The organism is Paenibacillus roseus, assembly GCF_016424485.1.
GTDB lineage: Bacteria > Bacillota > Bacilli > Paenibacillales > Paenibacillaceae > Paenibacillus_D > Paenibacillus_D roseus.
Window position 1 is genome coordinate 139,234 of record NZ_JAELUP010000013.1, and the last position, 26,724, is coordinate 165,957.

At 46.9% G+C, this 26,724-nt stretch carries 22 protein-coding genes and 1 tRNA gene; 10 read left to right on the plus strand and 13 right to left on the minus strand.

Going from position 1 to position 26,724, the window contains the following annotated elements; all coding sequences use genetic code 11:
* Positions 1-385 precede the first annotated feature (385 nt).
* Positions 386-1,882, plus strand: coding sequence for a beta/gamma crystallin family protein (locus JFN88_RS05430; protein ID WP_199018311.1), 1,497 nt, complete (start codon positions 386-388; stop codon positions 1,880-1,882).
* Positions 1,883-2,046: 164 nt separating this feature from the next.
* Here JFN88_RS05430 and JFN88_RS05435 read toward each other — a convergent pair whose 3' ends face one another.
* The 4 genes from JFN88_RS05435 to JFN88_RS05450 are packed head-to-tail and all read right to left on the minus strand — an operon-like array spanning position 2,047 to position 8,008.
* Entirely contained in the window at positions 2,047-3,948 is a 1,902-nt protein-coding gene (locus JFN88_RS05435) for an AraC family transcriptional regulator (protein WP_199018312.1), read from the minus strand.
* 44 nt (positions 3,949-3,992) lie between these two features.
* On the minus strand, positions 3,993-5,375 hold the full coding sequence (locus JFN88_RS05440; protein WP_199018313.1) for a HAMP domain-containing sensor histidine kinase: 1,383 nt from the start codon (positions 5,373-5,375) through the stop codon (positions 3,993-3,995).
* Positions 5,372-6,046, minus strand: a complete 675-nt coding sequence (locus JFN88_RS05445) for a response regulator transcription factor (RefSeq protein WP_199018314.1) — start codon at positions 6,044-6,046, stop codon at positions 5,372-5,374. Before JFN88_RS05445 ends, JFN88_RS05440 begins: the two co-directional genes overlap by 4 nt.
* A gap of 30 nt (positions 6,047-6,076) precedes the next feature.
* On the minus strand, positions 6,077-8,008 hold the full coding sequence (locus tag JFN88_RS05450; protein ID WP_199018315.1) for a serine hydrolase: 1,932 nt from the start codon (positions 8,006-8,008) through the stop codon (positions 6,077-6,079).
* Positions 8,009-8,220: 212 nt separating this feature from the next.
* Between JFN88_RS05450 and JFN88_RS05455 the strand changes: the two genes are divergently transcribed.
* Complete coding sequence (locus JFN88_RS05455) at positions 8,221-9,216, plus strand: M23 family metallopeptidase (protein WP_199018316.1); 996 nt, start codon at positions 8,221-8,223, stop codon at positions 9,214-9,216.
* A 144-nt stretch (positions 9,217-9,360) separates the two neighbouring features.
* Here the strand turns inward: JFN88_RS05455 and JFN88_RS05460 are convergent, their stop codons facing one another.
* Positions 9,361-10,374: an LLM class flavin-dependent oxidoreductase gene (locus JFN88_RS05460; RefSeq protein WP_199018317.1), complete on the minus strand. Its 1,014-nt coding sequence runs from the start codon at positions 10,372-10,374 to the stop codon at positions 9,361-9,363.
* Between the two features lie 471 nt (positions 10,375-10,845).
* Here JFN88_RS05460 and JFN88_RS05465 point away from each other — a divergent pair, with 471 nt between their 5' ends.
* A complete protein-coding gene (locus tag JFN88_RS05465) occupies positions 10,846-11,268 on the plus strand; it encodes a DUF4395 domain-containing protein (RefSeq protein WP_199018318.1) in 423 nt (140 codons plus the stop codon).
* Positions 11,269-11,420: 152 nt separating this feature from the next.
* Here JFN88_RS05465 and JFN88_RS05470 read toward each other — a convergent pair whose 3' ends face one another.
* The 4 genes from JFN88_RS05470 to JFN88_RS05485 all read right to left on the minus strand — a co-directional run bounded on the left by JFN88_RS05470 (position 11,421) and on the right by JFN88_RS05485 (position 15,519).
* Complete coding sequence (locus JFN88_RS05470; RefSeq protein ID WP_199018319.1) at positions 11,421-11,855, minus strand: hypothetical protein; 435 nt, start codon at positions 11,853-11,855, stop codon at positions 11,421-11,423.
* Between the two features lie 223 nt (positions 11,856-12,078).
* A complete protein-coding gene (locus JFN88_RS05475; RefSeq protein ID WP_199018320.1) occupies positions 12,079-12,975 on the minus strand; it encodes an AraC family transcriptional regulator in 897 nt (298 codons plus the stop codon).
* A 289-nt stretch (positions 12,976-13,264) separates the two neighbouring features.
* Positions 13,265-14,104: a sulfurtransferase gene (locus JFN88_RS05480; protein ID WP_199018321.1), complete on the minus strand. Its 840-nt coding sequence runs from the start codon at positions 14,102-14,104 to the stop codon at positions 13,265-13,267.
* A gap of 206 nt (positions 14,105-14,310) precedes the next feature.
* The gene (locus JFN88_RS05485) at positions 14,311-15,519 is read right to left on the minus strand and encodes an MFS transporter (RefSeq protein WP_199018322.1); all 1,209 of its coding nucleotides are present in this window, start codon (positions 15,517-15,519) and stop codon (positions 14,311-14,313) included.
* 118 nt (positions 15,520-15,637) lie between these two features.
* Between JFN88_RS05485 and JFN88_RS05490 the strand changes: the two genes are divergently transcribed.
* Positions 15,638-16,159, plus strand: a complete 522-nt coding sequence (locus JFN88_RS05490) for a GNAT family N-acetyltransferase (RefSeq protein WP_199018323.1) — start codon at positions 15,638-15,640, stop codon at positions 16,157-16,159.
* A gap of 133 nt (positions 16,160-16,292) precedes the next feature.
* On the opposite strand, the gene JFN88_RS05495 is transcribed toward JFN88_RS05490, so the two are convergent.
* Complete coding sequence (locus JFN88_RS05495) at positions 16,293-16,586, minus strand: hypothetical protein (protein ID WP_199018324.1); 294 nt, start codon at positions 16,584-16,586, stop codon at positions 16,293-16,295.
* Positions 16,587-16,972: 386 nt separating this feature from the next.
* Here JFN88_RS05495 and motA point away from each other — a divergent pair, with 386 nt between their 5' ends.
* Together motA and motB are read left to right on the plus strand one after the other, a co-directional pair.
* On the plus strand, positions 16,973-17,764 hold the full coding sequence (gene motA, locus JFN88_RS05500) for a flagellar motor stator protein MotA (protein WP_199018325.1): 792 nt from the start codon (positions 16,973-16,975) through the stop codon (positions 17,762-17,764).
* Positions 17,757-18,566: a flagellar motor protein MotB gene (gene motB / locus JFN88_RS05505; RefSeq protein WP_199018326.1), complete on the plus strand. Its 810-nt coding sequence runs from the start codon at positions 17,757-17,759 to the stop codon at positions 18,564-18,566. The genes motA and motB overlap by 8 nt, the downstream gene beginning before the upstream one ends.
* A gap of 188 nt (positions 18,567-18,754) precedes the next feature.
* On the opposite strand, the gene rluF is transcribed toward motB, so the two are convergent.
* Entirely contained in the window at positions 18,755-19,456 is a 702-nt protein-coding gene (gene rluF, locus JFN88_RS05510) for a 23S rRNA pseudouridine(2604) synthase RluF (protein WP_199018327.1), read from the minus strand.
* Positions 19,457-19,791: 335 nt separating this feature from the next.
* Here rluF and tadA point away from each other — a divergent pair, with 335 nt between their 5' ends.
* Complete coding sequence (tadA, locus tag JFN88_RS05515) at positions 19,792-20,286, plus strand: tRNA adenosine(34) deaminase TadA (protein ID WP_199018328.1); 495 nt, start codon at positions 19,792-19,794, stop codon at positions 20,284-20,286.
* A gap of 7 nt (positions 20,287-20,293) precedes the next feature.
* On the opposite strand, the gene JFN88_RS05520 is transcribed toward tadA, so the two are convergent.
* On the minus strand, positions 20,294-20,470 hold the full coding sequence (locus JFN88_RS05520) for an aspartyl-phosphate phosphatase Spo0E family protein (protein WP_199018329.1): 177 nt from the start codon (positions 20,468-20,470) through the stop codon (positions 20,294-20,296).
* A 364-nt stretch (positions 20,471-20,834) separates the two neighbouring features.
* Between JFN88_RS05520 and JFN88_RS05525 the strand changes: the two genes are divergently transcribed.
* Both JFN88_RS05525 and JFN88_RS24785 read left to right on the plus strand, forming a co-directional pair.
* A tRNA-Arg gene (locus tag JFN88_RS05525) sits at positions 20,835-20,908 on the plus strand.
* A 705-nt stretch (positions 20,909-21,613) separates the two neighbouring features.
* The gene (locus JFN88_RS24785) at positions 21,614-21,745 is read left to right on the plus strand and encodes a hypothetical protein (RefSeq protein ID WP_269846515.1); all 132 of its coding nucleotides are present in this window, start codon (positions 21,614-21,616) and stop codon (positions 21,743-21,745) included.
* 77 nt (positions 21,746-21,822) lie between these two features.
* On the opposite strand, the gene JFN88_RS05530 is transcribed toward JFN88_RS24785, so the two are convergent.
* Positions 21,823-25,284, minus strand: a complete 3,462-nt coding sequence (locus JFN88_RS05530; RefSeq protein WP_233167419.1) for a copper amine oxidase N-terminal domain-containing protein — start codon at positions 25,282-25,284, stop codon at positions 21,823-21,825.
* Between the two features lie 349 nt (positions 25,285-25,633).
* On the opposite strand from JFN88_RS05530, the gene JFN88_RS05535 reads away from it, so the two are divergent.
* Positions 25,634-26,623, plus strand: a complete 990-nt coding sequence (locus JFN88_RS05535) for a hypothetical protein (protein ID WP_199018330.1) — start codon at positions 25,634-25,636, stop codon at positions 26,621-26,623.
* Positions 26,624-26,724: the final 101 nt, after the last annotated feature.

Consider the following 26,724-nt stretch of genomic DNA (forward strand, 5'->3'; position numbering starts at 1 on the left):
ATCATACATGACAATTGGCTTTACATTTTTTTGCACCTCCAGGAGATCACCAACAAGACCCCATATATACGATTATTGTGCACAACAATTAAGGAAACCCAGTGTAATCAGATTATTAATTGCCTTTTCTCGATTGTTATCCGCTACGCTGAAGATTATAATCGCGCTGGCGTTAATCGTGAGATAACGCTGTTAACAAAAAATGTAGAACCTGCAGCGTTGTGTAAAGTTTTTCAAAAGCGATTGTATATATCAGTGGTATGATTTATTCTCAATTTGTGGCCATGAGTTACTTGTTAACACTTGAAGAAATAGGTTTAAACTGCAGTTTTTTTGATAAGTTCATATTTTATGGAAAAACAAAAAAATTGATGGAGGAATTAAAGTGAAAAAATTAAATATTTTTACACTTGTTCTATTGTTTGCAGTCACGACCGTTTTAGGCACATTGGGACAAAGCAACACCGTACATGCAGGCAATTCGCCAGTTACTGTGTATAAAGATGCGAATTTCGGAGGAGCATCCCAAAGTTTTGATGTTGGCTTTTATGATGTGGGCGTCTTAAATTCGGGAGTCGGCAACGATGCAATCTCTTCCATACGTGTTGCTCCAGGCTATCGGGTGACACTGTACCAGAATGCCAAGTTCTCTGGAGATACTTATGTGGTAAAGTCGGATTTCTCTATCTTGAGCGACTTCAATGATGCCACTTCCAGCCTTAAGGTGGAGCTGATTGGCGGACCAAGCTTGCCGGTCATCGCTTATGACCATTCACCGTATGGCGGGATGGAGCAGCAATTCGACGTTGGATCCTATAACGTGGATTCACTTGTAGCCGGCGTGGGTAATGATAAAATCTCTTCTATTCGGGTAAGACCGGGCTACAAGGTGACGCTATATAAAGATGGCAACTTCTCTGGAGCTTCTAGAGTATTGACAGCCGATACCTATCACTTAAATGACTTTAATGATGTCGTATCCAGTTTGAAGGTCGAAAAGATTTCCCCGGTAGATTCCACAAGTATTCCCGTACCGGGCAATGTATACAGCGAAACTGCCAAACGGCAAATCCTTGCAACATTCGCCCCTAGAATTTGGTTTGCCCAAGGCGAAGTCTATTTCCCTTCCTCGGTTGAGTATACTTTCCCGTATGTTGACCGGTATCTGAATCCAGACTCCGGCAAGTATGAGTTGAAAACAAAGACGCCGCTGAATCCGTACGATTTGAAGCTGCCTTACTTCTCCGGCGATTTGGCCAATGCGCCGATCTATGCTTTTTGGGTAGAGAAGGAATACCAGAATGTGGATTTGGTTTATTTCCAATTCAGTGCTTATGATTTGGGTAAAACAGTGCTTGGAACTGAAGTTGGTAATCACGTAGGAGATTTTGAGAGAGTTACAGTCCGGTTGGCCAAATTCGAGGACAACAACACCCAATATTTGAAGCCTGTTCAAGTGTTGTACGGAGCTCATTACTTCAGCAACGTTTACCCTTGGAATGAAGTTGACAAGGTTAATGGCACGCATCCGGTAGCTCATTCCGCATTCGGCTCGCACGGCATGTGGAAGGACACAGGCAATCATGTTTATAAGGATCTGGTTGTTGTTCAATTGATTGACGTAGCGAATAAAGGAACTGCGTGGGATACGTGGAACAACGTGCAATACTTCCAGTTCTTCCCTAATCAAGGTACAGGCGTTGGTCTAGGCAATCCGTACCCGGCTTGGCTGGGCACAGATTACACCAACCCGAACAGCGGAGCGATTTACCGTTTTGGTAATCCTACACAGGGTACATTCTTCGGTCAGCCTAAGCTGGCAGGAGGACCGTCTGGTCCGCAAGAGAAAGGCACATTGCTGAACGATGTGGAACTAGACTAAGACATACAGCAAGCCGGAGTAGCCAGCAGGATTCACCTCCGGTACAGAATCACCCCTTTTAGGGCCAATAAAGGCGGAAGCTAATCAAACATTGATTCAGCTTCCGCCTTTTTCATGCCAATTCAAGCCTTGCACTGCCACCGATAGAGGGTAAAAGCAGCAGTTTAGAGATTTGTCAGCCATGCAGCCAATTCTTCGGTCTGGTTTAAAATAGCAATCGGGTCCCAGTAGCCCGAACGATCGCTTGTCCATAAAAACACATGACCATTTTTGACCGCCGGGAGGGTACCCCAGATTGGGTCCGCTTTGAGTTCATCCAGCGTCTCCGAATCGGAAGTCAGAATAATGTAGTCTCCCGCGTACTTTGGCAATGCTTCGGCAGAGATTGAGGCCCAACCAGGATCGACCATTTCAGCAGCGATATCCGCGGGAGGTTTGAAGCCAAATCCATTGTAGATCGGCTGACCCCCTTTTCCAAAGTCGGCCCCAACGGCCATTATGCTTTTCTCTTTAAATTCAATAACCGAAAAAGTGCTGTCCGCAGGTATAACCTTTAATACGCTATCCTTGGCACTGGCAATACGGCTGTCATAGTCAGCCAGCCAAGCTTTAGCCTGTTCTTCCCGACCAAGCAACTCTCCGAAATAAGTAATCTCTTCATGTACCGTCTTTAGAGAAGCATACGGAACCACAACAGTAGGAGCAATTTTCGACATTTTCTCATTCAGCTCCGGATAGAAGTCGTCCATAATAATCAAATCCGGTTCAAGCGCCAATATTTTCTCCATGTTGCCATTGCCGTTCCCAATATTCTCTACGTCTTTCAAATACTGCTGGAAATAAGGATTTTGAATATGATGATCGGAAGTTCCGATAGGCGTTATCCCAAGCGCAATCAGACTGCCAAGATACTCGCCTGCAACGATTCGTTTGGGTTGAAGAGGAATCTCTACCTCGCCATCGACTGTTTTAACGATTTTAGACTGCAATTGTTTGGAAGTAGCGGACGTATCGCCAGGACTTGACTGTGATCCGGTTGTCTCTGCACCGTTTGCACCACATGCGCTCAGCAGAAGAATGACGCTAAGCAGTACTGTGGGTGCCCATGCATTTCCTGAATGTTTGAACATAATTAAATCTCCCTCTCCATCACCTTGTTGTTGATAATCATTATCATTTATATTAGTATAATCAACTGGTTCTGAAGGAACAATGGAGGATTTTATGGTCATGGAAGGATTATCTTCTGTTTTCTCTTCTTTAACAAGGATTTCCCTGTAATGCATAGGAGACACGCCTTTATGCTTTTTGAACAGCCGGCTCAAATAGTTAGGGTCCTGATAGCCGACGCCGAATGAAATTTCCTTTAGTGTGGCATCCGTTTCCCTTAGCAGCGCCGCGGCTTTATCGATGCGCACCTTGATTAGGTAGTCAATCGGACTAAGTCCTGTTCGAAGCTTAAAATAAGAAGATATATGAGGAACGCTGTAATTCAGGCTTTCCGACAGCGTCTCCAGCGTTATGGCATCTCCATAATGCTCATGGATGATGGCTGCAACCTGGGCAGCCAAATCGCGCTTGGCTGGGCCTGCACCTTGCCTCATCAGTTGATTGAGCAACTCATATACAAACTGGTAAAGTAATGTCCGAACGCGCAACTGAACAAGTGGATGCCGTTTCTCCCACTCTTTGAACATTTCGCTCAATATCCGATGAAGCGATACCGGATTATCCGGCGTTATGCTGTACGAATAATCGGCAAGTTCCGAGGATACCAGAGGCTGAAAACTTGCTTTATAATAAACGCTATAGTAATCCAGACCTTCGCTTCCTGCAACAATGTCCAGCATAGTGCCTTTGCCTGCATGAAGCACTGTAAAACGCTGCATGCGATAATATTTCTGTCCCAGACTGGCTGCTGCATTACCGGTAATCGACATGAGAAACAGACCCGAGGGCACATAATAAGATCGTATGGATTCGCCCGGACTGATTGTCGCGCGCCGAATGTCTATGACCTTGCTATTCGCATGATTCCATAGAGCAATCAGACCATTAATGTCCATACCTTGTCCCCCTGTCCTGATTATTGCCTTACTTTTGATACGTTTCACCGCAAGGCGAAATCACTTGTAGTACTCTCACCTATCGGAAGATGAACTTCAACTGTCGTTCCTTGGCCGACACGGCTTGCCATAATTATGTTTCCGCCATGAAGGGTTATAATTTTCTTGACGATTGCGAGGCCAAGGCCGTTGCCGCCAACATCGCGGTTCCGCGCAGGGTCAGTTTTATAGAACCGTTCAAAAACCAGTTCAAGCTTGTCCGGAGGAATACCAATCCCCGAATCCGTAATAGTAAATACGATTTCATTTTTATCTGAAACGATCTGGATAGCAATATGCCCCCCTGCTGGCGTGAACTTGATGGCGTTGCCGAGCAGGTTCATCCATACCTGGTTAAGCTGGTCGTTATCCGCTGTAATCTGGACTGAATCTGCCATGTTCAATTCAATAGCAATTTCTTTAGCTGACCATTGAGGCTCGCAGGTGACGACAACCTGTTTGATCTGCTCCGTAAGATTGTACGTCGTTGCCTCGAACGGATGTTGCTCGGAATCGAGGGAAGCCAGTCGGAGCAGATTGTCGCTTAATCTGGACAAGCGCCCGCTCTCTGAGATAATAATGTCCAAATAATAACTTCTGTCCTTTTCAGCCACAAGGTTGCTGTTTTTCATTGCCGTCGCGAAACCGGCAATGGAAGTTAGCGGGGTTTGAATTTCATGGGAGACATTGGAGACGAAGTCCTGTCTCATCTGCTCCAACTGTTTTAGCTCATTCGCCATTTCGTTAAAGCCCTGTGTTAGTGCTCCGACCTCGTCCACTCGATTAGTCTTGATCTCAATACTAAAATCACCCTTGGCGACTCGCTTGGTCGCTTGCGTCAGTGTTTGAAGCGGTTTGACCAGATAACGTGCTGATATAAGGATGCATAGACTCCCAATGAGCAATCCGAGCAGCAATACAAGCAGCATCAGCCGATTCATCAGATTCTCATTCTGCGGGGTGAACTGCATAAACATTGCATGAGGCGCACCATCGAATGGAAAGGGAAGGCCCACGAAAGTCAGCCCTTGTTCAACAGGAGAACGATACTGTTTTCCCTGAAGCACCTGATGAACGACATCCGGCGTTATAACGGCATCCTCGGAATTACTTGGGCCATAAATAGTGGCTCTGCCAGAGTTGTCGTACAGATGAATACGGTAGGCGGACACCGTCGCCATGCGCGATATAAATCTAGTTCGATCATCGGGTTTTGTCTGTTCATACAATGCGATTATTTCTTTGCCAACGGCGATCATATCGTTCTGGCCGACATGGTTGATTTCTTTTTTAAAGAGAAAAACTCCTGCAAGAAAAGAGGTCAGCAAGCTGAACAAAATAACGGCGAGAAATGTACAGACGATGCGGACGTACAAGTTTTTTTTCATAAAATGACCAGCCTGTACCCCAGACTCCGGACCGTCTCAATCTGAAAATGCTGTGTATCGTTAGCGAAACGCTCCCGCAGCCGCTTAATGTGTACATCGACTGTTCGATCGCCGCCTTCGTAGTTTTTACCCCAAACATGAGTGATCAACTGTTCCCGAGTAAAGGTCTGACCTGGATAGCTCGCCAGCTTGAACAGCAGCTCAAATTCCTTAAGCGGCAAATTCAGTGTCTCTTCCCCGCGTTTGACCTGATAATTAAGGCGATCCAGAACAATCCCTCCAAGCTGTACGTTTTGGGACGAGACAATCTGGTAACGTTTGAGCAGCGCTTTTACCCGCATGACCAGCTCTATCGGATCAAATGGCTTGGTTAAATAATCATCAGTCCCCAGTCTGAACCCCTTCACCTTTTGCGCCGATTCCCCTTTAGCAGTGACCATCAAGAGCGGAATGTTCGAATCAAAGCTTCGGATTTCTCTGCACAACTCCCAACCGTCCAGATGAGGCATCATAATGTCCAGAATGACCATATCAACTCCGTCATTCTCCACAATCGATAGTGCTTCGGTACCGTCTTTTGCTTCCACAAGCTCAAAGCCCTCATTCCGTAAAAATAATGCGATCAGCTCGCGAATCCGAGCATCATCATCTGCGATTAGAATTTTTGCCATTGAAATTTGCCCCTCTGCTATCAATCAAGTTTAACCAAACTGCCAGCCCAACAAATTCCAGTGATAAAAGAATACGCTCATAACAACTGCCGCTAGCGTAATGAACGTATAATGCACCCGCTTAGGCAGCGTCCAATAGCTGTTTTTCCATGACAGCACGCTAAAAAAGAGGAGCGCTGCTGTTAAAGCGGCCAAAGTAATCGGCATGACGAGAAATAGACGAAGCGACATTGTGATGCGGCTTAGCCGATCCACTAGCCCCATGTTCAGCACGATGACGAACGTGCCCAGACAAGTGGCGATTGCCCAACCGGAAGTAACAACTGCCAGGCGGACTGCCCATTTCTGAGCGGCAGGCATCGCTTTCGTATGCCGCTTGCGATAGAGAACTCCTAACAGCACAGTAAGGAACAGCGCCAGCGACAATCCCATTAAAGGAAACCACAGTTGCGTCTGATTAATTACAGGCGTTCGTTCAAGCGGCTCTGACGAAAGGAAATCGATGAATAAGTGCGTAACCTTCCCGGATTCATCTGTTCGGAAAGCAATCAGGTTACCACCTTCGTCCTGAAACAAATCCTCACCTACGCGAGCAAAAGTGAGCTGCTCGTCTCCACCGCCGATCGTTAACCGGTCCCCGGAAGCGCCGATATTCATCTTGACCAGAAAGCTGTAGAACTTGTCGATGTCGGTATGATTGCGGCGTACAAATTGGTAGGAGCCTGCATATTTTTGCAAAGATTCATCAGGTGTTTGGCTGGCTGGCGGAAACTTGATTTCCGGGGCCGGATAGTAGCGATTCAACAGCGCTTTTGTCAGGCCTAATGCAGCCGTAGAGCCTTCCCCGCCGCTGTAAGACAGGAAAATGCCGAGCTGCTTTTCAGGAATGAGAAACAATTCCGTGTTAAACAGAGGGTCCGCTCCGCCATGCGCAATAACGCGCATTCCGTTCATTCTTAGCTCATAGAAGCCAAGATCCATCGCCGGCATATCCTTATGAAAGACAAAAGCAGGAGAATGCATGAGTTCGACTGTTTCCGGCTTCAATATTTGCTTGTCGCCAAACCGTCCGTTCTGCAGGTGGGCGATCATGAAATGCGTCATATCGATAGCCGATACTGATGCAGATCCTGCTGGACGAAAGCCGCCTTCGAACGTCGGCGGCTGTGTCACGAAGCGGCCGTTTTCTCTGGCGTAACCGATCACCTCGTATGGTTTCAGGCTGGCAGGGACAGGCTCCTGTACTGTAGCGTAGTTCATATCAAGAACGTCGAACAGATTTTGTTGTATATAGTCATTATAAGCCATTCCGCTCACTTCTTCGATAATCAGTCCCGCCAGAGCAGTACCATAATTGGAGTAAGACATCATCTCTCCCGGCGGGTTAACCCTTGCCGGCATATGTTTGGCAAGCGTCTCGGAAATAGATACGGGCAGCTTGCTCGGATCTGTTGTAATCTGATAACCTACGCCGCCTTCCTCGAAGCCGGCTGTATGAGTCATGAGATGGCGCATCGTTATCGGCTGTGCATACGTTTTTGGCATTTGGATGGTTTTCAAGTAGGAGTTAATATCGGCATCAAGATCGATCTTTCCTTGCTCGACCAACTGCATGACGGCTGTCCACGTAAACAGCTTGGTCGTCGATGCAATACGGAACAGGCTGGTTTCCGGATCAACGGGTGACCCTTTTTCAATATCCGCATGTCCGTATCCTTTCGCAAACAGCAGCTTCCCGTCTTTCACAATGGAGATGACCGCACCCGGAATTTTATTGGAATCCATATGCACATTCATAATGCCGTCAATAAAAGGCTGAACGCTATCTCCCCAATCATCCGCTCCCTCGGGCGACGATGTTGCCGTTGTCGCCGCGGATACCTGCAATGGCGCTTCTAATAAGCTTATACCCAGCGCTGCAATCAGCAGCACCAGCAAAATTTTATTCATGGAAATTGACATAGTTGGCCCCCAGCGTTCTGCATATTTTTGAATGATGAACGTTCAACTTCAGGAGAGAGCTTATCAAAAATTTGTGAACGCAGAATGAACGATAATGCTTCAGGTGACATTCAATTCCCGACATAGAATTAAGATGCTCGTAAGATTACGTTTTCCTTGTTGTAAGATAGGCGCCCTATAATAAAACAAAAGAGATAGAATGGAGTGGGATAATGAAAAAGCTTATGTTAATGGTTGTTGCAGCTACAATTTTACTGTCTGGATGTGGCGGAGGAGTTAACCGCAATGCTCCTGAGCCTGACAAGGAGACTACAATAAACACAAAAACGGAGGAGGAAGAGGAAAGAACGATGAGATATAAAACTGAAGAAATTGCACAAGCGCTGCTCGATCAGGATTATGAAGGTATTTATGGGCAATTAAGCAGTGATTTTAAGGAACAGTTCACATTGGAGAAGTTTCGCGACACCATTGGTGGACTTCTGAAGGATGTAACGGCTTGGACAGCGGCTTCCACACTGAAATTGAATGAATTCAATTACTATACCTGGATTGATCAGACGGGCGCATTCGGCCTGAAGCTAGGCAGCCTGCCTGACGATGAGATCGTTTCGCTTCAAATTATCCCACTTCAGCAGTTCCCGGCCACCGATTCCGCCAAAACGAAGCATGAATACGCGCTGCCATTTAAAAATGAATGGTTTGTATTCTGGGGAGGAGAAAACGTCCTGGCGAACTACCACTACGAGTACGACGTCCAACGTTACGCCTATGATTTGATCCAGGTTAAGGACGACTATTCCTATAACGGTGACCCGACCAAAAACGAAAGCTACTATGCATTCGGACAAGAAATTGTAGCCCCACGCGAAGGCACCGTTGTTCGTGTAGTGAATGACATTGAGGATAACGAACCGGTTGGCACGATGAACGCTGACCATCCGGAAGGCAATGTTGTCGTCATCGACCATGGCGATGGAGAGTACAGCTTCCTGGCCCATATGAAAAAGGGGTCTGTCGTGGTCAACGTTGGCGACCACGTGCAGAAGGGCGATCTGCTCGGTCTGTGCGGTAATTCCGGCAATTCCAGCGAAGCGCATCTGCACTTCCAGGTGTCCGATAACCCCGATTTATTTGAAGGAACGGCTATTCGGGTCAATTGGGAGAACGGCCTGAGTCCAAAGCAAGGAGAGACGCTAAAGCCTTAGTGCTTACTTAGTAAAGGCGCTCGTTCCTCGCGCATTAAAAATTAGTACCCATACACTGGACACTCCAAAAAAAGTGCGCTGAATGATTATTTATAGCAAAACAAACCCCGGATAACAATTCGGGGTTTGTTGACATGCACCGCATCATTCCACGGGGAGTTCCTCGAACGCTTCCTTCAACAGCCGGAATGACCTCTCGCGCTTGGCGAAATCTGGCACAATTGTCGTGAAAATCAGTTCGTCGACGCCGTATGCATCCCGTAGCTCCAGCAATCGCTTGCGCACGGTCTCCTTTGTACCTCTCGTAATGTCAGCGTCACGCTCTTCGACTGTATACGACTCGCCGGCCTGTTTTGCGAACGCCTCTGCTTGCTGCAGGGAACCAACGTTGACCGTCTTGCCGCTCGCCAGCGTGACGCGTACGCTTTTGAAAATACCGGCCGTCTCCTCAGCCTCCGCTTCCGTGTCCGACACAATGACGGACAGCGCCAAGATCGCGATTGGCTCTGTTCCCTTCGACCGGTCAAAACTTTCCCGATATGTATCGAACGCTGCCTTGGCCGCCTCCGGATCGTTGTTAATGAACAGTGCGAATGCATATGGATAGCCGCGCTCAGCAGCCAGCTTGGCGCTGGAAACGCTCGTGCCAAGCAAGAAGATCGATGCGGGTTGTTCCGGGAGCGGATTCGCCTGCAGCCCTGCGAGCGGGTGTGACTCCTCTAACGACCCGTGCAGCAGCAGCTCAAGTTCGCTCAGCTTCTCTTCCAGCGTCTCCGTCTCCTGCGTCCCACGCTGTAGCGCCTTCGTCGAACGGGGAAGACCGCCTGGGGCACGGCCGATGCCAAGCTCGACGCGGCCAGGCGCAAGCGACGCCAGCACGTTGAAATTTTCCGCGACTTTGTACGGGCTGTAATGCTGCAGCATGATGCCACCGGAGCCGATGCGAATCGTCTCCGTGCGAGCCAGCAGATGCGCAATCAGCACCTCCGGCGACGCGCCCGCCATCTGCGGCGAGTCATGATGTTCTGACACCCAAAATCTGTCGTAGCCTAGCGTTTCCGCAAGTTGCGCGAGCTTAACCGTATTCGCCAATGCTTCTGCCGACGTCTGCCCCGGGAAAACAATACTCTGATCCAAAATCCCAAATTTCAACCCCATCTGTCGTTCACTCCGATCCTTATATTGAATAGACTTACTTCCATCAAGAAACATGCCAAAATCCGGAGCACTGAGACAATTTCAACTCTCAACTCATCTACCATGCCAGTCTCGTCCGACAAGTTGCTTCATTAGCAGGAAGGCTCACTCTTCATGACCCAAATTAAATTTATAATTCCTAGTTCACAACTAAGATTTAATGGTATTACGATAGCATCCCCGCCTCGCCTCGTCAACGCTTCAGATAATAAAGAAAGCCTATCGATTAATTCAAAATAACGATCGATACATTGCGGTAGCAAAAATCGGGATAATTCTAGCAGCTAACGCCCCTCGCTCCATGGGAAGCATGCCTTCGTCTGATTTCATTGACATGGATCACTAATCATGGTACTGTCGAACTATAATTCAGACTACGCCAATAGGGATTAATAAATGTTGCTGAAAGCCATTCATTAGGAGTGAGTCAAGATGCATGAAATACCTATGCGCTATGTGAAAGCCAATCAAACCGGCATCGTATTGTTCGTTATCCTTTCTTTTTTCTTTAACCAGCCCTTACTGTTGGGAATTCTGTGGGTGATTCAATTAGTTGGTCTGGCTTCAGGGGGGAAATGGAATCTCTTTGTGCGGATTGCAAAACCTCTCTTGAAAAACAAAGGGACTGAGACACAAGCTGCCGAACTTCAGCGCTTCAACAATTCGTTGGCGGTGTTGTTCCTGACCTTGGCACTGATTTCGACTGCGCTGGGTTGGCAGATCGTAAGCTATATCTTCTCCGCCATGCTGCTGCTTGCTGCAAGCGCTGCTTTGCTAGGCTATTGCATTGGCTGCACAGTGTACTTTTGGTATAAGCAATTCCGCGCAGGTAGAAGAATCGGTCGTTCCAGTTAGTTAAATCGAATCTGCACCGTTTTCCAGCAGCCTCAGTCCCAGGTCTCACAGGTGGAGCAAGGTTCTTGGGGATATAACGAAGATAACAAAAATACACCGTTTAAGACGGTGTATTTTTGTGCCTTTATCCTGTAACGCATTTTGAAACTTTTTTAATAAACACTAATCACATAATTATTGGGGGTAAATGGATAGGACGCGCTGCTCACATCGATGTTAGCTACTGCACCCGGCTGCAATATAATGTCATAGACATAGAGTCCCGGTTGCTGCGCCAAATAGTATATTCTGCCTTGACCAGTAATCGTTATGCTCGATGGATAATAGTTGGCCGATCCTGAGCTAGAAACAGTTACTTGATATGCCCTGGCATATGAACTGTAATTAAAAATCTTAAATGATTCTGTTGCCCCGGGGGCCAATGTACGGTAAAGGCTACTACCAGAATCAATTGGAGTATAGGAGAAGGTATTAACTATTCCATCCGGTGTGCTCGCGGATGCAGATGCAGAAAACAACAGTAAACCAACAATAAGAGAAGCACTTAATAATGTGATAAAACTCTTCTTTAATCTGTTAATCACCATTATGGCAATCCTCCCAAGTATTCCTATCTGTAGACTGGCCAGTCCCAACATGAATTTACCATTATTTATATTTTTTTGAAATAGTTAGTTAGTACCAGTTTCTATTTTGATGAATATCGAAATATATCGAAACATCAGATTCGAGCCTTTCAAGTTTGAGGGGAAGATCACCAGAGACATTTGAAACGCGTCAACAATCCCTTGGATTTTTCCTACAAGCCAGTTATATTTTGCGAACCGCAAACCAGAGTTCGATATAGTTGAGGCCGTTTTTTGTCCCGTTCATTTCAAACTCTACCCCGTCCACCTGCTCATAGCCAGCCGTAGGGAGCCATTCGGTGTAAAAACGACGGTAAAGCGTTTCGATCGTCTCTCCAAACTGCTCCCATTGATGCGGCTCCGACGGAAAGATCGCCCACGTATATGCGGGAATCGTTACCGTGGTGTATCCGTCTGTGTTGCTGCCCCCTTCCTTGAATGCGCACAGCATGTAAGGAAATGTATCCGTTCCAGTCTTCCTGTAGCTGCAAACGGCATTCACAGGGTATATATCTTGGCTCACGAATGATGGCAAAACGCCCGCACGCACTTCAAGTTGCTTCACGTCGCCGTTCGCATGGCTCTGCTCCCAAAGCTTGGCCGGCGTTTGAGGCGCCTCTCCACCTCCGTCGGTGCGAAAAATGCCTTCAATTCCGAATACTTCAAAACTTTCCTTTGTTTCAATCCGATAATTCATTGCATCTGCCCCTCTGATCGTGATAAGGAAGGACAGACGGGGGTAGGCTTTGAGCACAATCCCGTCTTGACGAGCCATGGCCGGAGTGATCCCGTGCAATGCATGGAACGCCCGCGCGAACGAGACCGGAGAGTCGTAACCGTATTTAAGCGCAACATCGATTACCTTCGCTACTCCGCTATGCTGCAGCTCCAGCGCAGCAAGCGTCAGCCGTCTCCGCCGAATGTACTCCGCCAGCGTCACGTCCGTAATGAACGAGAACATTCGTTGAAAATGGTACGATGAACAGCAGGCCATGCGTGCCGCCTCGCTAAGCTCAATATCCCCGGTTAGGTTCTCCTCAATGTAGTCTATAGCCCTGTTCATTCGCTCCAACCACTCCATCTTAATCCCTCCTCTCGAGTTCAAGTATAGTCGGAGCAGAAAAGCGCTTCGCAACGATTTGTGCACAAAGAAGTTGCATCCTCGATTGTATTGAGCCGATGCCCTTTCGTGGCGACTTCCCTGTCAGTCAGAATTAAGTGATCGAACCATGTTTAATACCATTCTGTGGATCGCTCGAAGTGGCGCTGCCTGGCGTGATCTTGAACGAGAACGCCAAAGAGGGCCACAACTAGCCCGCCTCCCGGCAACCTGTCACAGCCCTCAACCCCGCATCCGGGCAGCCCAACGACTACCCTTCCTCTCCTGTCGCCACCGGATTCTCCTCATAACTGATCCAATCGCTCCAGCTTCCCAAATACAATCTTACATTATCGAACCCCGCCTCATGCAGAGCAAGCACATTCGGGCAGGCTGATACGCCGGAGCCGCAGTATACGATGATTTCTTCGGCTTCTGCCAAATCAGCAAAGCGTTCTCTTTGCGCGGCTTCATCCTTGAACAAGCCTTGCTCATTCAGGCTGTCTTTCCAGAAGCGGTTCACCGCACCCGGGATATGACCGGCAATCTTGTCAATCGGTTCAACTTCGCCCCGATATCTCGCCGCTTCGCGGGAATCAATCAGCTTGGTAGACGCTGAGCCCAATCGCTCCTGCACATCATAGACTTCAGCCAGCATGCCATGCTGCACCTCTGCATAGAAGGTCCCTGGAATTGTTGCACGCTGCTCATCCGTTACGGGGAAATCAGCCGTCTGCCAAGCCTCATATCCGCCATCCAGCACGTATACCTGCTCATGTCCCAGATAGCGCATCAACCACCACAGCCGGGAAGCCATCATTCCCCCTTGGCTGTCATAGGCGACGATGCGACTGCTATTGCTTATGCCTGCTCTTGCCAGCCGATGAGCCAGTCCAGCCGGATCAGGCAGCGGATGCCGACCCCCATGCTCGTCCAATGAAGCGGAGAGATCCCCCTCCAAATCCAGATAGATCGCACCCGGAATATGCGACTCCTCGTAAGCCTTGCGCCCTGCTTCAGGCTGCCCGAGTGCAAATCTGCAGTCGACAATGACGATATCCGGTTCATACATTCTGGCCAGCAGCCATTTTATCGATACGACGGATTTCATAATAATCATTCCTCCCACAACCTTGAATTACGATGAAGCTAATTGTGATTATAGCAATAATTGAATAGAATAAGTGTAAATGACTCTACCGTTCTTTGACCAAGCGTAAACGGCTTTGACGGGCAAAAACTTCATTTCGTGGTGAAATATAAGCTCATTTACAAAAGAAACTTTATAAATTCTTATATTTGAACAAAAACTGCGTTTCACCCACAAGATTTGTCATGCATGATTAGTGCGCTTTTCTTCCTTCCCCGCTCCAGTATCGCTAGTACAATCATAATAATCAACATAACGACCGTCATCGCAGCAAGCATTGCAAGTGTCCAGTTTGCATTATAACGGTCCATAAGCCAGCCCGTCAGCTTCGGAAACAAGGCGCCGCCGAGGCCGCCGAAGGCAACCAACAGACTGGTCGTGCGTTCCGTATGGCCAATCAGCAGATGGTTCATATAGACCAGACCAATAGCGAATACGCCGGCCCATACCAGACCGCTCAAACCGATGATAAACAGGCTAAGACTAGCCTGCCCGACAAGAGTAAGCGCGATTAAACATAACGTCCCTGCCCCTGTAGTCGCCACCAGAAATCTCCCATACCCGCTCCACTCAGCTACTCTCCCCGCGAAGAGCCGTCCGACAACCATCAGCCCCCAGAACATGCTGATCGTCGAAGCCGCCTCCGCTTCCTTGAGCCCTAGCCGCTCAATCATAATGGAAGGCAAGTAGTTGGAGAAGCTCATCTCCATGCCCACGTAGATCATGAAGAACAGGGTGCCAAGCACCAAAATCGGCATGCTTCCGACAGGATAGCGAACCCGCACAGGCCGCTCCTCCTTTTTCAACTGTGGCTTGCGTACCATCAGCTCATCGACGCGGCCGAAAGACATTGTGAGCCATAGCAGCATCGTAACCGCAGACATCACTGCCACAATCGGGAACGACAGCTCCCAACTGCTGTTTTTAATCAGAAACGCGGCAATTATCGGCATGACCAGCGCTCCTACGCCAAAGAACGTTTCAATGAAAGTCATGGCAGAGGCCTTTTTCTCCTCCACATATTCAATAATCATGACCCCAATGATCGCTTCCGTCATCCCAAAGCCAAAACCCGCGACCGGCGCAATCGTCAGCATCCAGCCCCATGGCAGGAACAAGCTATATAGGCCTTCTGCCAGCGTCAGACTCCCAAGCGCCAGCAATAGCGTATTCCTTCTCCCAATTCGTCCGGACAGCCACGGCGTAATCAGCACCCCGCCTAAGAATCCGAGAAATTGATTCATAATAAATTGCCCGCCTGACCGATAATCCAGCCCGTAGCTGGCAATCAGCGGCTCCAAAATGGCGCCTGCCACAACATGTGCCATACCAATGACCAAATACGACAAGCAGCCCATCCAGATAAGCTTTCTCATGGTGCAACTCCTTTTAAAATCTTGGAAAAAATAAATACATGAACCCCAACACTCACCTATGATATCATGGCCGCCCTCATTTGGTATAATGAATTCAGACACATCAAGGAGGTATCAAATGGGACACGAGTATCCATCCCGGAGAGAACAACGACTATCAGCTGAGCAATTTACATTCTGTCCCTTGACTGAAGCCTACGCCCAAGAAGCCTGTTCCTGGCGTTATCCCCCTCCCTACGATGTTTTCGAACGATTATCCTGGGAGCATCAGAAAGCGGCTGAAATTGACCTTGGCGATCCCATCGTACGGGACAAGCAGTATCTGGCCATTGTAGACCAACATTACATCCTTTGTGGCTATGTCCAGCTATTTCCGCTGTCCGGTGTGCTGCGGCTCGGAGTCGGACTACGACCCGATCTTTGCGGCCAAGGGCTGGGCGCTCCACTCATGCGCAAGCTTGCGCTTGAAGCCCGTCGACATGCTCCCGGTCAGGAGATTGATTTGGAAGTGCCGGCATGGAATGTGCGCGCTATTAAAGCTTACGAAAAAGCCGGGTTCCACATTACAGATACTTATGCACTCAAGGTCGGACCCGACTGGCAAGACGTACACTGCATGGTGCTGAACAACAAGGAATAGCCTAACAAATACTTCATGCTGCCCGTCACCCCCCAGAGACAACGTACCTCTTCCTTCCATATATCCGACAACAAACGGCAAACAGTCTCCAGCGGGACAATAACTCCAAGGCTCCGGCCTCATTGTCAATCTATTATGTCAGACGAACAATCCGAATTTCCTTTCCATCAACGGCCACCTCAATAATATGAAACTTCGGGTGATACGTCACCGTTCCTTCTCCTACCGTTATCACAGGCTCCACGCCAAGCCCGTAGAACACATCATCAGCCAGCGCCTCAATTACATCACCGCGCTCCGGCTCGCCCAGCTCCGCCCATTCCTCATTCGTCATTTCAAAAAATTCATAGCTGTTGCTGATCGCGCCCAGCGCCTCTGTCAAATCCGTCAGAATCTCATTGTATTCACGTCCATGCCTTACACCCATTGCTCCATACCTCTTTCCTTAAAATTTACGTTCCATACTGCCACTCCGGCCCTCTTTTTATAAGCGCAAACGGATCTTTCAAAAAAAGCAAACCGAAATTTCCCGCTGAATGACGCCTTTTTTTTCGATTTCATTCGCATTTCCTCTACATTTTACTCTAATGTAATTGCGAGATTTGTCGATATATAAATATATCAGAGTAACGCCATAGTTTCATACGATCAGAAGCTGTTGTACATCTTCGCGTAACGAAGTACATAGCACCCTCCCCAGGGTGCCATCTCTAGCCGGTGCAGATTAAGCCAAAGTTTAAATGGCGGCATGTCCACATTTTAACTCATTATTCTGCTCTAGGCGTATACCTAATTATTCAGACGGGGTGTCACATGGAAAAATCAACGATTATAGGTATTATACTCGGTTTAACTGCTGTTCTTCTCGGTATGTTTCTCAAACACGCGCCGCTCGCAAGCTTGGTCAACCCTGCCGCATTCACCATCATTATTGTCGGGACAGCAGCCTCCCTGTTTATCGGTTTTCCGATGTCGGAGATCGCCAAGTTCCCTACGCTGGTGAAAATGATCTTCATCAATCCTAAGCTGATTTCCCGCAAAGAATTGATTCGCCTGTTTATGGAATGGGCCACCATCACTCGCCGTGAAGGCTTGCTGGCTCTGGAGACCAAAGTTGAGGAGATTACAGATCCGTTCCTGAAAACCGGGATGCGAATGATCATTGATGGCAATGATCAGGATTTTGTACGGGATGTACTGCTTGAAGATATCTCGGCGACTGAAGAACGCCACAAAGCAGGCGCGCTCATCTTCACCCAGGCTGGGACCTATGCGCCTACCCTGGGGGTTCTTGGAGCCGTTATCGGTCTGATTGCAGCCCTTGGCGAACTCTCCGATACGAACAAGCTGGCACAGGCGATCGCTGCGGCGTTCGTAGCTACATTGCTTGGTATTTTTACAGGATATGTGCTGTGGCATCCAATTGCCAATAAGCTGAAGCGACTGTCCAAGCGGGAAATGGAGATCAAGCTCATGATGGTAGAGGGCTTGCTTTCCATCCAATCCGGCGTTTCCACGATTGCCATCAGTCAAAAACTGTCTGTATACCTTACACCTACTGAGCGGGCTAAGCTGGCTGAGAAGGAAGGTGGGGCGGTTGAGTAAAAAGCGCAAGCATGATGAGCATGATGAGCATATGGACGAGTCATGGCTGATCCCTTATGCAGACTTGATGACCTTGCTGCTTGCCTTGTTTATCGTTCTCTACGCTGCAAGCTCGGTGGACGCTAAAAAGTTTGAAGAGATGAGCCAAGCTTTCAGCATTGCCTTCAATAGAGGCAACGGCTTGCTGGAAAGCTCCTCGATGGTTACAACCGGTCAGCAGATGACAAACCAGAACAAACTCAAGAATATGAAGGATGGCGACCAGCAGGAAATGACTCGCGAGCAGCTTGTCAAGAAAGAGCAGGAAGATCTTGAGAAGTTGAAAAAACAGCTTGATCAATACATTGACAAAAATGGACTCTCCAGCGATCTGGAGACCAAACTCAATCAGACACAGCTGTTGATCACCATTAGCGATAATGCGCTTTTCTCGTCAGGCAGCGCTGCGGTCAAGCAGGAATCACGCAAGCTGGCAGTAGCCATTGCCAATATGCTCCAGCAATATCCAGATTATAATATCATTGTTGCCGGACATACGGATAATCAACCGATCTCCAACACAGAATTTGAGTCAAACTGGGAGCTAAGCTCCAAGCGTGCCATCCGGTTCATGAATATATTGCTTGTAAATCCGAACATCGATCGACAGCGGTTTAGCGCCATTGCTTATGGCGAGTACCAGCCGGTCGATACCAACGCAACAACCGAAGGCCGCGCGAAGAATCGCCGAGTTGAGGTTTCAATCATGCGTAATTATGTCAGTTTGGATAATACAGATAACATCTCGGTTCAAAATCCGTAACGTTATCCACATGTGAATAACTTTTCAGGCCGTCGTTGTTCTTTGCAGCGGCGGCTTGTTGTTTAGTTTTGGACGTATTCAGTTCAATGTCCGCGCAAATTGCCTTCATGCCCGGATAATTTGACAACCCCGAGAGCGTCGCCGCCTTCGGGGTTGTTTTTTTATCGTGTCCAAGCATTCAGATGTGGTTATTGCGGGCGATATTGCAGCGTTCGAAACATGACTTCCAGTTCATCCGCGGTAAGGTCCCGCCACTTTCCTGTCGGGAGTGTCCCAAGCTCAATATTCATAATTCTCACCCGCTTCAACTTGCGTACCTGATAGCCAAATGCCGAGCACATACGCCGGATTTGACGGTTTTTGCCCTCATTTAGTATAATCCGAAAAGTCCGCTCGGCCAGGCGATTGATTCGACAGGGCAGCGTCATGCTGCCTAATATTTTGACGCCCTCGCTCATTCCTTTAACGAAGGCAGGAGTTATAGGCTTGTCCACCGTGACCATATATTCCTTATCATGCTTGCCTTCAGCTCGTAAAATACGGTTGACGATATCCCCGTCGTTAGTCAGAATTATCAAACCTTCCGAATCCTTGTCCAGTCGGCCGATCGGAAAGATTCTCTCCTTATGTCCAACGAAATCCACAATATTGTCCTTTATATGCGATTCCGTTGTGCTGGTAATGCCGACTGGCTTGTTCAAAGCAATATATACATGCTTCTTGTGCTCCCCGATCCGCTTGCCGTCCACCCGCACGTCGTCCGTATGCTCGGCCTGGCTTCCCAACTCTGCTGTAACACCGTTAATGGTTACTCTGCCGCTCTCAACCAGCTTGTCCGCCTCACGACGCGAGCAAAAACCAGTCTCACTAATAAATTTGTTAATTCGCATTCTTACAAGGCCCCTTTGGCAGCCCTTCCTAGAGGAAGCTCAATGGCTGATGTTTCGATGCTATCCTTGTACGAATTTCCGTAGTATGATGGATAGCAGGCTATATCTTGGATCATACCATAACTGTACCTGCAACATCTAAAAATTCAGATAAAATGAGTTGATTTTCAGAGTTATACACAAGTTATTCAAGTTTATCACAACTATATTGTTGATATGTGCACAAAACTGTGTATGAGTATCTATTTATCCACATAATTACCCACATGCTGTTAACAAGAATGCCTGTTCGCGGTACAGATCGGAGATATAATAAGCTGCAAGGAGTTGGCAATATGAGTAGCGATACGGAATTAGAGGATATCAAATGGATGAGGGAGGCAATGGATGAGGCTCGCAAAGCGGAAGTGATTCGGGAAGTACCGATCGGAGCTGTAATCGTCAGAAATGGCGAAATTATCGGTCGGGGCCATAACTTGAGGGAAACCACCTGCAACCCTACGTCTCATGCAGAGATGGTGGCAATTGTAGAGGCCAGCAAGCATTTGAATGCTTGGCGCTTGCTCGACTGCACGCTCTATGTCACGCTTGAGCCTTGTCCGATGTGTGCAGGAGCCATTGTGCAATCCCGCATAGGGCGTGTAGTTTATGGAACGCCGGACCCAAAGGCAGGGTGCGCAGGAACCTTGATGAATTTGCTTCGCGAGCCGCGTTTCAATCACGAGGCCGAGGTAGTAAAAGGTGTGCTGCAGGAAGAATGTGCTTCGCTGCTGACACAGTTTTTTCGTCAGCTGCGCCAAAAAAATCAGCCGTCTCAAGGGACAAGTTAATTCTCTGCTAAGGCTTCAGAAGATTTTCATTCTTTTTTATACGCTGCAAAGCGACAATGACCTCATCGGCTTCCTCGCTGATTGCAATCACTTCGGGGTCGGTCAAGCTTCCGCGGGTTTCGGCCACTTCATGAAGCCTGTGGCGAAGCTTTTGCAGCTCCATATATAGTATTATTTTATCCATTTCAAGCCCCCATGAGGTCTCTTCAGTACAAAATACTCTAGTATTCTATTTATTATAACTTTAATACTATAATAATTTTGTAAATTTTTGTCGACAAATTACAACTAAATTCAACCAATATTCGACATTATTCGGTATAATTCATCTTTTTTCAATTGAGTATTTGGGTATTAATAAAGTTGTCATATGTGGAATTCCATGATATTAATAGTAAATAAGCGTGTGTGTCTAAAGATTTTGTCTATAGGTCGTATTGACCTTAATTTTTTTGTTACTTTCCCAGAACTTCATCCTTTCTTCCTATCAGCAAGCTCCGAATTTTTTGACCCTTTGCAGATGCTTTATGATATACTATAAATGTTATGGCCACGTAGCTCAGTTGGATAGAGCAAACGTTTCCTAAACGTTAGGTCGGATGTTCGAGTCATCTCGTGGCCGTTTTTGATCCTTTCCAATTAGTACAACCCTCAATATTGCAGATTGGTATGAATTATCAGACTATCAGACGGCGATCCCACAGTTTGCCGCGAGAATGCTTTGCATTCCCCCCTACCCACGCTACAATGAACCTATTCCTTACTAAATCCATGTTTCAGCTTTCGTCAAGTCTGTTATTCTACAATACTGAACGAAAGAAGTGCCTTTATGTGAATAATTTAAAACCTAGTAATTTTAAATCCGCCACAGGCAGAACTACTGATCGATATTCTAGTAAGTATAATACGACCCAACATAGCATATATGTATCCGCAGGACGTAGGGGGCGGGGAATATTCCTGCTTTCGATATCGCTGCTCATTGTCATCTCGCTCTTCCTGCACCCCTTCCAGGCCAGTCAGAAAGAGATTCCAACAGATACACCCGTCTTCGTTCACTACAAGACGAAGATTGACCATGTTGCCACCCCGCGCCAAAGCATATTTCTCTATCTTGTACACCAGCCTATATCAGCTGAGGCCGCTTTGTTGTGGACCATGTTGGCGTTTATAGCCTGCGGCGGCTGTATCCTGCAGCTCAAATCTTATCGCAGTGAAATCTACAAGCGGCTACTCAAGCTGCTGCTAGGCCCCAATAAATTCAGGTCGACGTTCGTGGACAATTCTCCCTTCCCAATCTAAAGCTTAACAGGGAGGAGGGAACAGCTTGAGCGGAATGCATTCACGGACTGAGACAGATGAAGAGATCCAGGCACGCGTGCTTGGCGAAGTTAAGTATGTCATGATCTTCACAATTTTTACAATTGTTTTGATGATTGTCATGAACGTTGTGATGTAGTCATAACTGAAAAAGATCAGGACGTAATCGTCCTGATCTTTTTTGCGAGCTTGTATACTCACCCCAAACACTCGGGTTTAACTAAGCACAATATCAGTTGACGGTGCAGACAACGCATTGACCGTTACACTGCGCCCGTCTGCAATCGATAGAATGAACACTCGGTATGATACGCCGCTGCGAAGCACATTACCATCTACATCAAGTGTGGAAGAAGGAAGCACAACCGAATTGCTGCCGCCTGTCTTGCTCACTTGCGTATACCGGGAAGCCGAGAGCGCATTCGCATCAGACAATCTGAAGCTGTCCGCACGGCCGGACGGCACAACTAGTACCGCATAGTATGCCAGATTAGACTCATTATCCGATTTATTAAAGCTTACAGAGAGGCTCGGGCCATTACCGTTATTGCCGGCGTCCTGGACATTGGTAATAACAGCTGGCGTCGCCGAGAGATCTGTCAGCATAATTGTGTTCGAAGAGTTGGACAACGCATTACCCGAGCTGATACGCGTATCGCCTACGGCAAGCACGAACACTTGATAATTTACATTTTGTACGATCGAATTGCCCTGGACATCCCTTGCTGTTTTGCTTAGAGATGTTTTGGGAACGCTGCCCTGTCTGGAAGCCACCGTGTAGTTAGCAGAGCTTACATTGTTTGCAGTCAGCAAGTTAAAGGTATTCGCCTGATCCGCGCGAACAACCAAAATCCGATATTCCGTAATGTTGGACTCGTTGGACGGCTTGCTAAATGTGACCTCCAGATCGCGAGTATCCCCGTACGTATTCGCAGACGCCGCAGCCACGCCTGTCGGAGCAGTTACAGAGTTGTTGGACAATGTAATCGCAGCAGATGCCGTAGACAATGCATTGCTGCCTGCAAGCGAACCGTCATTCACTGTCAATACAAACATCCTATAGCTCACACCATTGCGAATTGCCGCACCGTCTACGTCTTTGGCATCCGAGGACAAGATGGTGCTTATGTTTGCGCCTGTTTTGCTGACAACTGTAGAGTTGGTGATAGATACAGCATTCGCCTGATCGAGCGTAAAGCGATCTGCATTGGCCGATTTTACAACCAGAATCCGATAGTGATTGATGCGTGACTCGTCACTGGCTTTATTGAACGAAACAAGCAAGTCACGTCCGTCTCCATAGTCGCTTACGTCACTAGCCTTCAGATCCGAGACCGCGCTGCTGCCAAAGTTATTGGTCAAGGTAAGAGACGAAGACGCCGATGAGAGTGCATTTTGATAATTGGCTCTATCATTGCCAATTGCCATAACATAGACACGATACTGCTGGCCGCTTGTAATCAGATAACCCAATGTGTCTCTTGATGAAGCGTTCAACGTAATCGATTGATTCGTACCGTTCTTGTACACATCCATATAGTTGCCGTAAGACACATTATTTGCATTTTGCAAGCTGAAGCTGGAAGAGCCGCGGCTCAAGTTGACAACGAAAATCCGATAGCTGCTGACCTTCGACTCATCCGAAGATCTGTTGAAGGATACACGCAAGTCACGTCCATCTCCATAATCGCTGATGTCCTCGGCCTTATTAATCGACGGGGCGGAAATGTTGCTGCTCTCCTTCAAGGTAATCGACGAGGAATTGGAAGATAGATTGTTTGCTGTCGAATAAGAATTGTTGCTCACAGACAGTACAAATACACGGTAAGCGACACCGCTGCGGATATACTCCCCGGAGGAGTCTCTGGCAGACGAAGCGAGCGATGTGGTCTGTGTCGATGAATTCGTCGAGTATATCGTTGTATAATTCGAGCTGGATAAATTGTTGGCAGCTGTCAGGTTAAAGCTGCTTGAATCCGAAGCCTTCACTACGATAATACGATAGTGGGAAATATTCCACTCATCCGAAGGTTTGTTAAAGCTTACTGTAAGGTCACGCCCGTCTCCATAGTCGCTGTCATCGCTGACCCGCAAATTCGAAATAACGGAAACAGAAGGCAATAAAGATAATGTAACCAAGCCGGAAGAAGAAGACAATGAATTGTTGAAGCCGGCATTCGTGTTCCCTACTGCCATTACAAAGAATCGGTAGCTTTCCCCTCGCTTCAACACATTGCCCTGCACATCTTTCGTGCCGGAGCCGAGCGCTACACTTTGGTTGCTGCCGTTTTTATTTGCAGTTGTATAATTGCTGCTCTTCACATCGTTAGCCGTTGACAGATTAAAGTTGCCAGACTGGCTGCTCTTCACAGCGAAAATTCGGTAGGAGCCTACTTTGGATTCATCGCTGGAACGATTGAATTTCACCATCAGGTCACGGCCATCACCATAGCTGTTGGAATTATCAACGCTGCTTACAACGGGAACAGTCGGCGCAGTGTTTGTTGTACTCAGGTTAAATACGGAAGAACCTGCCGAAAGTTGACTCGCTTGTTGACCCGAATTATTCGTTACCGCAAGCACGAATGCCCGGTACGACACACCCGTACGGATAGAGTCCCCGGAAGTGTCGCGCGCACTGGAACCTAGGCTGACCGACAAATTGCTGGAGCCCGTTTTGTAGACGGTTGTATAGTTCGAACTGGACACATTCGTAGCTGCCGTTGCATTAAAGTTATTTACATCCTGTGTTTTGACCACAAAGACACGGTAATTGGAGACATAGTTATCATTTTGCGCTTTGTTGAAGCTGATCGACAGATCGCGACCGTCTCCATAGGATGAGATGATATTAACTTGTACGTTGCTTGCAGCCGCCTGATTGGAGCTGAGGGTTACATAGGAAGAGGGCTGCGACAAGGCCGCTTGATCACCGTTTCCCACCGCCAGTACAAATACAGCATAGGCTTGATTGCTCGTAATATAATCGCCGTCTGTATCCCGGCTGTTCGAGTAGAGCGTTTGTTTTTTATCACGTCCGTCTTTGGAAACCACAGTATAATTGCTGCTTGATTGAGATAATGCTTTCCCTACGGTAAAAGATGATGCATTGCGTGATTTAACCACATATATGCGGTAATGATCGAGATTGGCTTCATCTCTTGCCTTGGAGAAGTTTACTTCAATATCGCGTCCATCTCCCTGCTGCCCGGCGACCGTCGCCGATACATTGGATGGCGCGTACGTTTTCGAAGAGGTTTTAATGTATACATTCTTGCTTGCCTCATCCCAGATGACTTCCTCACCCAATGCTTCGCTTACAAAACGTACCGGCACCAAAGTCCGGTTATTCAGTGTTCTGGCTGCTACATCCATATACACGGTCTGATCATCAATCGTGGCTATTTTAGAACCAATCGTCAAGGTAACTGTGACTCCATTTTTTCGTGCTACAACAGTCTGTGTGTTGTTATTCCATGTGACCTTGGCATCCAAAGCTTCAAAGATCGCACGCAGAGGAACGAGTGTCCGATAGTTAATCGTTGCCGCCCCTTGATCCGTCTGAAGCTCAGTACCGTCAATATAAATGCGAATCGACGATGGCGCTGCATATGCTTGCGGCTGAACCACCATTAGCAGCATCGTAGCGCCAAGCAGCGTGGAAAATAGCCTTTTCATCTGACATCCTCCCAAATTCTTTCAGTTAAGTTAATCTGCTCTTCCGTTCGTTCAATAATGAAGAGTATGAACAGTAGACGCTGCTAATCAGGTAAAAGTTGCTATCGTTTAAAAAAAATTTTGCCCGACGGATTACTTCCAACTCACTGGCTGAGTCCAATAACAAAGAAGCCCGAACGGGGCTTCTTCACAATCTTACATGCCAATTAAAAAACGCATAAGAAGAAAACTTAATTTTTATATTAGAATTCATTGACAAAAAAGATAATATTATATAATATCATAAATGGTTTGTATCTAGGTTTTTTATGTATATTGACCTAAAATACGGTTAAGTGGAGGGGTAGTATTGAGGAAAATACTTATTCTAGCTGTTGTTTTTAGTATGCTAAGTCTTAATGGCAGTCTGATTTTTGCAAAAGATGAAGTGATTGATCCATCTTTGTATGAAGTAGAGGCCACCGATGCACAAATTGATGCTTATTATAATAAAATAGGAGAACAAAGACCCTATTCAACTTTAAACAAAGCTGCTGCCAGTAATGTAATTGGCAATGTAGTTGACAACCTCATTTTTGTAAAACAGGAGAGCACATCTGATTCCAGCGGTAGAATAACCAGCGAAACAAAATACTATAAATACACCTTTAAAGATTCAGATGAGGCAAACACCATTCAAGATACTATTGAGAGCCAACAAATATTCACTCCATTAAATTCTCTCAACACTCCTGGATTTACTCCAAATTCGTTTTTTCCTTCCGAAGGTGATTTTCGAATTCATATCGCATACGATCCCTTAAATGTCACTACTAAATTTGATTCAAGTACACAAAATTATAGGTCTGCTTTTCTTACGGAAACATATAGAAGTCCACTTCAATTGGCTGCTGGCTTTATAAAATCCCATCCTATTATTGGTTTCTTTACAGGTGCGGTTCTTAATAACTTAATTGATGGATTTAAAGGAAAAGGTGATGCTACTGGTTATCAAAGACTAGTAGTAAAGTATGGACAAGTTTACCGCAATAACCAATGGAGATCTTATTTTGAAACCTATCAACGCGAGACATATTGGAAGCATGAAACATTTAGTTATAATTCCAATGGTTCATTAAAAAGTGCTGTAACTAACTATTACTTACCCTCGACATCAGGTACAAGTTATTGGCCGTTTATGTGGATGAGAACAGGTAGTTTTTCAAAAAATAATGAAATTGCAGAAATTGCATTGTATCAATATAGCGTAGAACCGAACCGTTCAACGCCAGTTCTCGACTTTTATAGATATGAAGGTGGTCTAGAAAATTGGGCTACAGTAGGCAGCTTCCCATATTAAAACAAAAGGACCCTAAGGGTCCTTTTTATTCTCCTGGTAATAAAATATAATTTATATAAGACTGCATATATTAGGAGGAATTATGAATAAAACGATAAAAT

Excerpts from the sequence above, each read along its gene's own strand:
- JFN88_RS05435 (WP_199018312.1), bottom strand. The coding sequence starts at position 3,948 with ATGGACATTAATGGTCTGATTGCTCTATGGAATCATGCGAATAGCAAG.
- JFN88_RS05440 (WP_199018313.1), bottom strand. The coding sequence starts at position 5,375 with ATGAAAAAAAACTTGTACGTCCGCATCGTCTGTACATTTCTCGCCGTT.
- JFN88_RS05445 (WP_199018314.1), bottom strand. The coding sequence starts at position 6,046 with ATGGCAAAAATTCTAATCGCAGATGATGATGCTCGGATTCGCGAGCTG.
- JFN88_RS05450 (WP_199018315.1), bottom strand. The coding sequence starts at position 8,008 with ATGTCAATTTCCATGAATAAAATTTTGCTGGTGCTGCTGATTGCAGCG.
- JFN88_RS05455 (WP_199018316.1), top strand. The coding sequence starts at position 8,221 with ATGAAAAAGCTTATGTTAATGGTTGTTGCAGCTACAATTTTACTGTCT.
- JFN88_RS05460 (WP_199018317.1), bottom strand. The coding sequence starts at position 10,374 with ATGGGGTTGAAATTTGGGATTTTGGATCAGAGTATTGTTTTCCCGGGG.
- JFN88_RS05465 (WP_199018318.1), top strand. The coding sequence starts at position 10,846 with ATGCATGAAATACCTATGCGCTATGTGAAAGCCAATCAAACCGGCATC.
- JFN88_RS05470 (WP_199018319.1), bottom strand. The coding sequence starts at position 11,855 with ATGGTGATTAACAGATTAAAGAAGAGTTTTATCACATTATTAAGTGCT.
- JFN88_RS05475 (WP_199018320.1), bottom strand. The coding sequence starts at position 12,975 with ATGGAGTGGTTGGAGCGAATGAACAGGGCTATAGACTACATTGAGGAG.
- JFN88_RS05480 (WP_199018321.1), bottom strand. The coding sequence starts at position 14,104 with ATGAAATCCGTCGTATCGATAAAATGGCTGCTGGCCAGAATGTATGAA.
- JFN88_RS05485 (WP_199018322.1), bottom strand. The coding sequence starts at position 15,519 with ATGAGAAAGCTTATCTGGATGGGCTGCTTGTCGTATTTGGTCATTGGT.
- JFN88_RS05490 (WP_199018323.1), top strand. The coding sequence starts at position 15,638 with ATGGGACACGAGTATCCATCCCGGAGAGAACAACGACTATCAGCTGAG.
- JFN88_RS05495 (WP_199018324.1), bottom strand. The coding sequence starts at position 16,586 with ATGGGTGTAAGGCATGGACGTGAATACAATGAGATTCTGACGGATTTG.
- motA (WP_199018325.1), top strand. The coding sequence starts at position 16,973 with ATGGAAAAATCAACGATTATAGGTATTATACTCGGTTTAACTGCTGTT.
- rluF (WP_199018327.1), bottom strand. The coding sequence starts at position 19,456 with ATGCGAATTAACAAATTTATTAGTGAGACTGGTTTTTGCTCGCGTCGT.
- tadA (WP_199018328.1), top strand. The coding sequence starts at position 19,792 with ATGAGTAGCGATACGGAATTAGAGGATATCAAATGGATGAGGGAGGCA.
- JFN88_RS05520 (WP_199018329.1), bottom strand. The coding sequence starts at position 20,470 with ATGGATAAAATAATACTATATATGGAGCTGCAAAAGCTTCGCCACAGG.
- JFN88_RS05530 (WP_233167419.1), bottom strand. The coding sequence starts at position 25,284 with ATGAAAAGGCTATTTTCCACGCTGCTTGGCGCTACGATGCTGCTAATG.